General features: G+C 61.4%; 9 protein-coding genes. 4 read left to right on the top strand and 5 right to left on the bottom strand.

Annotated features, from left to right (window positions below; all coding sequences use genetic code 11):
* Window positions 1–17: 17 nt before the first annotated feature.
* The 5 genes from LU196_RS03225 to hpxU form a co-directional block, all read right to left on the bottom strand.
* Window positions 18–749 carry an amino acid ABC transporter ATP-binding protein gene (locus tag LU196_RS03225; protein WP_232761431.1) on the bottom strand — a complete coding sequence of 244 codons (732 nt, stop codon included), beginning with the start codon at window positions 747–749 and terminating at the stop codon, window positions 18–20.
* A complete protein-coding gene (locus LU196_RS03230; RefSeq protein ID WP_232761430.1) occupies window positions 730–1386 on the bottom strand; it encodes an amino acid ABC transporter permease in 657 nt (218 codons plus the stop codon). Before LU196_RS03230 ends, LU196_RS03225 begins: the two co-directional genes overlap by 20 nt.
* Window positions 1383–2051: an amino acid ABC transporter permease gene (locus LU196_RS03235; protein ID WP_232761429.1), complete on the bottom strand. Its 669-nt coding sequence runs from the start codon at window positions 2049–2051 to the stop codon at window positions 1383–1385. The genes LU196_RS03230 and LU196_RS03235 overlap by 4 nt, the downstream gene beginning before the upstream one ends.
* Before the next feature lie 12 nt (window positions 2052–2063).
* The gene (locus LU196_RS03240; protein ID WP_232761428.1) at window positions 2064–2849 is read right to left on the bottom strand and encodes a transporter substrate-binding domain-containing protein; all 786 of its coding nucleotides are present in this window, start codon (window positions 2847–2849) and stop codon (window positions 2064–2066) included.
* Window positions 2850–3063: 214 nt separating this feature from the next.
* A complete protein-coding gene (hpxU, locus tag LU196_RS03245) occupies window positions 3064–3903 on the bottom strand; it encodes a MurR/RpiR family transcriptional regulator HpxU (RefSeq protein WP_232761427.1) in 840 nt (279 codons plus the stop codon).
* Between the two features lie 120 nt (window positions 3904–4023).
* Between hpxU and LU196_RS03250 the strand changes: the two genes are divergently transcribed.
* From LU196_RS03250 to hpxZ, 4 genes are read left to right on the top strand one after another with little or no spacing between them, the layout of a single operon-like run.
* Window positions 4024–5610: a gamma-glutamyltransferase family protein gene (locus LU196_RS03250; RefSeq protein ID WP_232761426.1), complete on the top strand. Its 1587-nt coding sequence runs from the start codon at window positions 4024–4026 to the stop codon at window positions 5608–5610.
* Window positions 5611–5621: 11 nt separating this feature from the next.
* Window positions 5622–5807, top strand: a complete 186-nt coding sequence (gene hpxX, locus LU196_RS03255; protein WP_232761425.1) for an oxalurate catabolism protein HpxX — start codon at window positions 5622–5624, stop codon at window positions 5805–5807.
* Entirely contained in the window at window positions 5804–7192 is a 1389-nt protein-coding gene (locus LU196_RS03260; RefSeq protein ID WP_232761424.1) for an AtzE family amidohydrolase, read from the top strand. Before hpxX ends, LU196_RS03260 begins: the two co-directional genes overlap by 4 nt.
* 2 nt (window positions 7193–7194) lie before the next feature.
* Window positions 7195–7581: an oxalurate catabolism protein HpxZ gene (gene hpxZ / locus LU196_RS03265; protein WP_232761499.1), complete on the top strand. Its 387-nt coding sequence runs from the start codon at window positions 7195–7197 to the stop codon at window positions 7579–7581.
* Window positions 7582–8046 lie beyond the last annotated feature (465 nt).

Below are 8046 nucleotides of genomic sequence, written 5' to 3' on the forward strand. Positions count from 1 at the left end.
GTTTCCTTTTGCTTCAGTTACAGACGGACAGAAGAGATAAATTGCTTGAGTTCGGCGGTCTGCGGCTGAGCAAACAGCGTTTTGCTGTCGCCCTGCTCCCAAACGCGCCCTTGATGCATAAACACCACGCGGTCGCCGACGTCGCGGGCAAAATTCATTTCGTGGGTGACCAGAATCAGCGTCATGCCTTCGGCGGCCAGCTGCTCCAGCACTTTCAGGACTTCTCCCACCAGCTCCGGATCAAGCGCAGAGGTGATCTCATCGCACAGCAGCACTTTGGGCTGCATCGCCAGCGCACGGGCAATGGCCACCCGCTGCTGCTGCCCGCCGGAGAGATTGGCCGGCGCATAGTGCAACCGCTCGCCGAGGCCGACTTTTTCCAGCATCTGCGTGGCCAGCGCGCGGCACGCTGCCTCGCTCTTTTTCAGCACGCGGCGCGGCGCCAGCATCACATTCTCCAGCGCGGTCATGTGGGGGAATAGATTGAAGTTTTGAAAAACCATGCCAATGGACTGGCTGATCTCGCGCGCCTGAGAATCCCGATCGGTGATGGTCATGCCGCCGAGTTTAATGCTGCCTTCCTGATAGCCTTCCAGCCCGTTCATGCAGCGCAGCAGGGTGCTTTTGCCGGAACCGCTGCGGCCGATAATCGAGATCACCTCGCCGTGATCGATATCCAGATCGACGCCTTTCAGTACGTGGTTGTCGCCGTAATACTTCTGGACCTGATTAATGGTGATGAGCGGCATTGAATTTTTTCTCCAGATACTGGCTGTAACGCGACAGCGGATAACACATCAGGAAGTAACCCAACGCCACCAGGCCAAATACCTTAAACGGTTGGTAGGTCACGTTGTTAAGAATGGTGCCGGCTTTGGTGAGTTCCACAAAACCGATGATCGACGCCAGCGCGGTGCCTTTTACCACCTGTACAGCGAAGCCGACGGTAGGCGCAATCGCGATGCGCATCGCCTGCGGCGCCACCACGCGCACCAGCGTTTGACCGAACGTCAGACCCAGGCAGCGCGAGGCTTCCCACTGCCCTTTGGGCAGGGCGCGAATGCTGCCGTGCCAAATATCCAGTAAATAGGCGCTGGTGTAGAGGGTGAGCGCCAGCGACGCGGCGGTCCACGGCGCAACATCAATACCCAATAATCCGACGCCAAAAAACGCCAGGAACAGTTGCATCAGCAGCGGCGTGCCCTGAAACAGCGCGGTATAGCCCTGAATCAAACGCGACAGCCAGCGGCGCTTCAGCAGGCGCAGAAACAGCAGCGGCAGCGTCACCAGCGTGCCGCCAAAAAATGCCACCAGCGATAACAGCAGCGTCCAGCGTGCGGCCAGCAGCAGGTTGCGCACGATGTCCCAATCGGTAAACGTGGTCATGATGGCAGCGCTCCAAACCATTTGCGACCCAGCGCCAGCAGCAGCTGGCGCATGGCAATCGACAACGCCAGATAGATCAGCGTGGTCACCAGATAGACCTCAAAGCTCAGGAAGGTGCGCGACTGAATCAGGTTGGCGGCGAACGTTAACTCTTCGTACGACACCTGCGACACCACCGACGATCCCAGCATCACGATAATGCACTGGCTCACCAGCGCCGGGTAAATGCGCTGCAGCGACGGCGGCAGCACCACGCGCAGAAAGGTTTGCGTGCGGGTAAGCCCCAGCACGCGCCCCGCTTCCCACTGCCCTTTTGGCGTCACCTGAATGCCCGCACGAATAATCTCCGTGCTATAGGCCCCCAAGTTAATCAACATCGCCAGCAGCGCCGCTTCGCCGGCAGTGAGTTTTATGCCGAGATTGGGCAAGCCAAATACGATAAAAAACAGCTGCACCACAAAGGGCGTATTGCGAATGAGTTCGACGTACACGCCCCACAGGCGGCTCGCCCAGCTGGGACGCCCGCTGCGCAACGCCGCGCCAAGAATGCCGAGGCTCACGCCGCCGACCGTGGCCAGCACGGTCAGCTGCACGGTAACCCACAGACCAGCCAGCAACTCCGGCCAGTGCGGCCAGAGATCGGCGAAATTCAGTTGCCCTAACATTGGCCGTTCCCGTTATGCGCCGAGGTTGGCAGGCAGTGGCGCTTTGAGCCACTCTTCTGACAGCGTATTCAGCGTGCCATCCTTAATCCCCTGATCGATCAACGCATTCACTTTCTCTTTCAGCGCAGGCTCGTTTTTCTTGAGGCCAATAAAGCACGGCGAATCCTTCAGCATAAACTGCGAAACCGGGGCTTTAGCCGGGTTCTGGCGGGCAATCGCGGCCACCACAAGGTTGCCAGTGGCGACATATTGCACCTGCCCTGACAGATACGCCGACAGCGTGGTGTTGTTGTCTTCATAGCGCTTCACCTGCGCATCCTTCGGCGCCACCGCGCTCAGAACCATGTCCTCTACCGCGCCGCGCGTCACGCCAATGGATTTCCCGCTCAGCGCTGCGGCATCTTTCAGCGTTTCCCCTTTGGGGCCGAAGACGCCAAGGAAGAACGGCGCGTAGGCGCGGCTAAAGTCGATCACTTTTTCGCGCTCGGCGTTTTTGCCCATGCTGGAAATCACCAGATCCACTTTGTCGGTTTGCAGGTAGGGCACGCGGTTAGCGCTGGAGACCGGCACGAGCTGCAACTTAAGTTTCATCTGTTTGGCAAGGTAGCGTGCCATATCGATGTCATAGCCCTGCGGCTGTAAGTCGGTGCCGACGGAGCCAAACGGTGGGAAATCCTGCGGTACGGCAATGCGAATCACGCCGCGTTTCTGAATATCTTGCAGCTGATCCGCCATCGCGCTGCCCGCCTGCGCCAGCAGCAATGCTGCGCCCGCTACCGCCAATAAAACCTTTTTCATGATGCACCCCGGTGAGATTAATGTGAAACAAAAGATTCTTGATGAATGTTTTTGCAACTAATGTGCCAAGATCGCAGCGGGAAAAAGCGTCGCCTTTACTGGCGTATGGCGCGACATAACGCGAGGAGGTAGCGGATTTTGACGCGTGGACGCGAGCGCACGATCGGCGCGCGTCCGCGATCCAAAAAGGTGCAAAGCACCAAAGCGGGGCCCGTTAGCGGTGTTCCAACTCGTCCAGCTGCTGATAAAGATCGGCGATGTGATGAATACGTTGACGCCCCTGAGACAACATTTCATGCAGCAGGGCATTGGCCAGTAGGTTGACGAGGCTCATGGCGGAGGCGTAGCTGTCGAAGGCCGATACGCTGTCCAGCGGGGCACACAGCTGCCAGCGCGTCAGGGAAACCAAGCCCTGCACCTGCGGCTCACATAGCGCCACCACGGGAATGTTTTGCTGCTGCAGCTGCTGCAAGAGCGGGCGAATGATGCGGGGACGACGGCGAAACGCCATCACGATCACCAGATCGTCCGCCGTCATATCCACCAGCTCTTCACCGAGCGTCTGGCCCGGCTGCGGCAGCACCTGGACCTGCGCGCGCGCTTGCATCAGCTGCTGTCGCAGGTGCAGGGCCACCGGATAGGCGTTACGCATCCCCACGATAAACACGCGCGACGCCGCGCTCAGCGCCTGTACTACCTCGCCAAACTGCTGCGCATCCAGCGCGTTCACCCATTGCGTGAGGTTGGCCATCTCCTGCTTGTAATGGCGCGATAGCAGCGTATTGCCCTGCACCGCATCGCGGTTATCCGTGAGCGGCATACCGCTTTGACGCAGCACGCGCAGCTCATCGCGCATGTCTTTGTATTTCTCATAGCCTAACCGCTTGAACAGGCGGCTTACCGTGGCCTTAGAGACGCCGCTCAGGCGCGCCAGTTCGGCGCTGTTATAGCTGATCAGGTCATCGAAGTGGTCAAACACGAAATCGGCAATGCGCTGCTCTTGTGGCGATAAATGCGCATAGTGACTGCGCAGGCGTTCATCAAGCTGTTTCATGGCGCGTCCTGTAACTTTTGTTTCATCACACGCTAGCATAAATCGTTCCAGCATGGTGTCCGAGCAAAACTGGAACAGCTCTTGCTTGGCTTAGGCCCTGTTCCTGAGAAAGAGTGCACTATGATACAGAGCAACATGGCGCCGCTGGGCATGGCCGTCACGCCGCATCACCTTGCCAGCGAAAGCGCGCTGGCGGTACTGCGTGAAGGCGGAAACGCGCTGCAGGCGATGGTGGCAGCGGCCGCCACGATCGCCGTGGTTTATCCGCATATGAATGGTCTGGGCGGCGACGGCTTTTGGCTGGTGGTACCGCCTCACGGCGATCCCATCGCCATCGACGCCAGCGGTGCGGCGGGCTCGCTGGCAACGCCGGCGTTCTACGCCGGTGAGCCCCATATTCCCCATCGCGGGGCCAAAGCGGCGCTGACCGTGGCGGGCACCGTCAGCGGCTGGGAAGAGGCGCTCACGCTGGCCAACGAACTGGATGCTGCACCGCTGCCGCTCGCGCGCCTGCTGCGCGATGCCATTCGCTACGCCGCAGACGGCATTCCGGTCACCGCCTCGCAGGCCGCCGCGACCGCAGCTAAACAGCATGAGCTACAGCATCAGCCCGGCTTTGCCGGCCACTTTATGCCCGATGGCACCGTGCCTGCCACCGGCAGTCGCTTTACGCAACCGGCGCTGGCGCAGACGCTGAGTCAGCTATGCGAACACGGTTTAGGCAGTTTTTATCGCGGCGAGCTGGCTGACCATATGGCGCGCGAAATGGCAGCGCTGGGCATGCCGATCGCGCGCGACGACCTGGCCCACCAGCGCGCACGGCGCCGCACACCGCTGCATCTGGCGCACAGCGAAGGCGATATCTGGAACATGACGCCGCCGACCCAAGGCCTGGTGTCGCTGGCGATCCTCGGTATCACCGACCGGCTAAACATGCGTGACGCCAGCGAAGCGCACACCGTGCACCGCATTGTGGAGGCCACCAAGCGCGCCTTTACCCTGCGCGATCGGCACATCACCGATCCCCGCCATATTGACGTCGATATTCAGGCGCTGCTGGCAGCCGATCACCTTGACGCGCTGGCGGCGCAAATCCGCGACGACCGCGCGGCGCCTTGGGGCACCGGGCGCGGCCCTGGCGATACCGTGTGGATGGGCGTGATGGACAGCAGCGGGCTGGCGGTGTCGTTTATCCAGAGCCTGTATCACGAATTTGGCAGCGGTATCGTGCTGCCCGGCACCGGCATCACCTGGCAGAACCGGGGCGCCGCATTCAGCCTGCAGCCCAACCACCTACTGACGCTGGCGCCGGGTAAACAGCCGTTTCACACCCTTAATCCGGCGGCGGCGCGACTTAAAGATGGCCGCGTGATGGTTTACGGCTCAATGGGCGGCGATGGTCAGCCGCAGACACAGGCGGCGATTTTCACCCGCTACGGCATTCAGGGCATGCCGCTGCAGCAGGCGGTCAGCGCGCCGCGCTGGCTGCTGGGACGCACCTGGGGCCAGGCCACCGACTCCCTCAAGCTGGAGGCACGCATCAGCCCGGACACCGTGCGGCAGCTGCAGGCGCTGGGTCATGAGGTCGAGCTGCTGCCGGACTTCAGTGAAGTGGTGGGCCACGCAGGTGCCATCGTCAGACACAACAACGGCATGCTGGAAGGCGCGTTCGATCCGCGCAGCAACGGCAGTGCCGCCGGTTTTTAACGGAGAACATCATGAAAACGCAACCTGACTGGGGTGCATGGGTCGCCCAAATGGAGTGCGCGTTAGCGCTGGAGTTAGATGATGCGCGCCGCGCTGAACTGCAAATACAGCTGACGCGCATGGCCGCGATGGCCGCACCGCTCATGGCTTTCCCGCTTGACGATCGCCTTGAGGTCGCCGGAGTGTTCCATCCATGACGCAGGCAGCCCTCTCCCTCACCCAACTGCGCCACGCATTTCAGCAGGGCGATCTCAGCGCCCGCGAGATCGCCCAACAGACGCTGGACGCGATTGCCCGGCATAATCCGCGTATTAACGCCTGGACCGAGGTCACCGCATCGCGCATGTCCGACGAAGCGGATGCGCTGGATGCGCGCCGCCAGCGCGGCGATGCATTGCCCGCGCTGGCGGGCATCCCCTATGCCGTAAAGAATTTGTTCGATGTCGCTGGGCACAGTACGCTGGCGGGTGCGAAGCTATTCCGCGATCGGCCTGCGGCGCGCGACGATGCGTGGGCGGTGAGCAAACTGCGTCAGTCTGGCGCGCTGCTTTCCGGCATGCTGAATATGGATGCCTATGCCTACGGCTTTACCACGGAGAATACCCACTACGGCGCGACGCGCAATCCTCGCGATCTCACGCGCATCGCGGGCGGCTCTTCAGGCGGTTCCGCCGCCGCCGTGGCCGCAGGCATTGTGCCCTTTTCGCTGGGCACCGACACCAACGGCTCCATTCGCGTACCGGCGTCGCTGTGCGGTATTTTCGGCCTGAAGCCCACCTTTGGTCGCCTGTCGCGCAGCGGCAGTCACCCCTTTGTGGCAAGTCTTGACCATATTGGCCCTTTCGCCCGTTCGGTTGACGATCTCACGCTGGTTTACGACGCGCTTCAGGGCCATGATGCCGCCGACGCCTTCCAGGCACCTCAGCCCGCGTTTCACGCCGCCGCCACGCTGCGCGACGGCGCACAGGGACTGCGCAGCGCCGTGCTGGGCGGTTTCTTTGCCCATAACTGCAACGAGGAAGCGCGCACTGCGGTCGCTGCGGTGGCACGCGGTTTGGCCGCACACGATGAGGTGGTGCTCGAACAGGCTGACATTGCGCGCTCGGCGGCCTTTATTATGACCGCCGCCGAGGGCGGTAATCACTACCTGCCCGCCTTGCGCACTGTGCCAGACCAGTTTGAGCCGCATTCGCGCGAGCGCCTGCTCGCGGGGGCGATGCTGCCGTCGGCATGGTACGTGCAGGCACAGCGTTTCCGTCGCCACTTCCAGCAGCAGGTACTGCCGCTGTTTGATCGCGTTGATGTGCTGATTGCGCCCGCCACGCCGTGCAGCGCGACGCTGATTGGCCAGGAGACCCTGCACATCAACGGCCAAGCCATGCCAGCCCGCGCCAGCATGGGCATGCTCACCCAGCCGATTTCATTTCTGGGGCTGCCAGTGTGCACGGTGCCGCTCGCTACCGCCAGCGGCCTGCCGATTGGCGTACAGCTGATCGCCGCCCCGTTTAAAGAGCACCTGGCGCTGCGTGCCGCCTGGGCACTGGAACAACAGGGGCTGACGCTGCCCCCCATGAATGGATAATGATGATGATCCCTGAACACATTGACCGCCCGGCGATTGTGGCCGAAGTCACCGCCGCCTTTTACCGCTACGAGCAGGCATTAGTGAGCAATGACGTTGCCGTGCTGGACGAACTGTTCTGGCACGATCCGCGCACGGTGCGGCTGGGCGCCGGTGAAAATCTGTATGGCATTGAGGCAATCCGCGCCTTTCGCGCCGCCCGCCCCGCCAGCGGACTGGCGCGCACGCTGCACGATACCGTTATCACCACCTTCGGCGATGATTACGCGGTATGTAGCACCGAGTTTACCCGCGAAGGCGTCGCCAGCCGCGGTCGCCAGCAGCAGACATGGGTGAGGTTGCCGATGGGGTGGCGGATTGTGGCCGCGCAGGTGAGTTTAATGACATAAGGGTTTTGGGCTGGGGCTGGGCTTAAGGTTAAGGTCAAGGTCAACGGCGGTTTCGACCGGCTTGCAGCCGACCGACCAAGGGGAGGCAGTCGCCCCTCCCCTTGGAACCCGGGCTTTTGTCGGCCGAATTGCCGCTTCGCGGTGCCTTCACTTCCCTCAAATTCCTGACGGACCGGCTGCGATTCGCTCCTGCTCAACGCAGCCTCTCGCCGCCGTCCTGGCGGCTCGCCCTGGAATTTTCACTCCGTTCAGCAATTCCGACGACGCCCCGCCGCTGGAAGATTTTTTTCACCGGTAAGGTCTTGGTCGCTGTAGGTCCTGTTAAAGGCTTCTTAAGTGATATGGCGCTTATACGAATGCCGACATCTTTCGCTCACGACAAGAAGCTTACCTTCGTTCAGCAATTCCGACGACGCCCCGCCGCTGGAGGATTTTTTTCACCAGTAAGGTCTTGGTTGCTCTAGG

It is taken from the genome of Pantoea sp. Mb-10 (genome assembly GCF_021272205.1).
Lineage (GTDB): Bacteria > Pseudomonadota > Gammaproteobacteria > Enterobacterales > Enterobacteriaceae > Pantoea.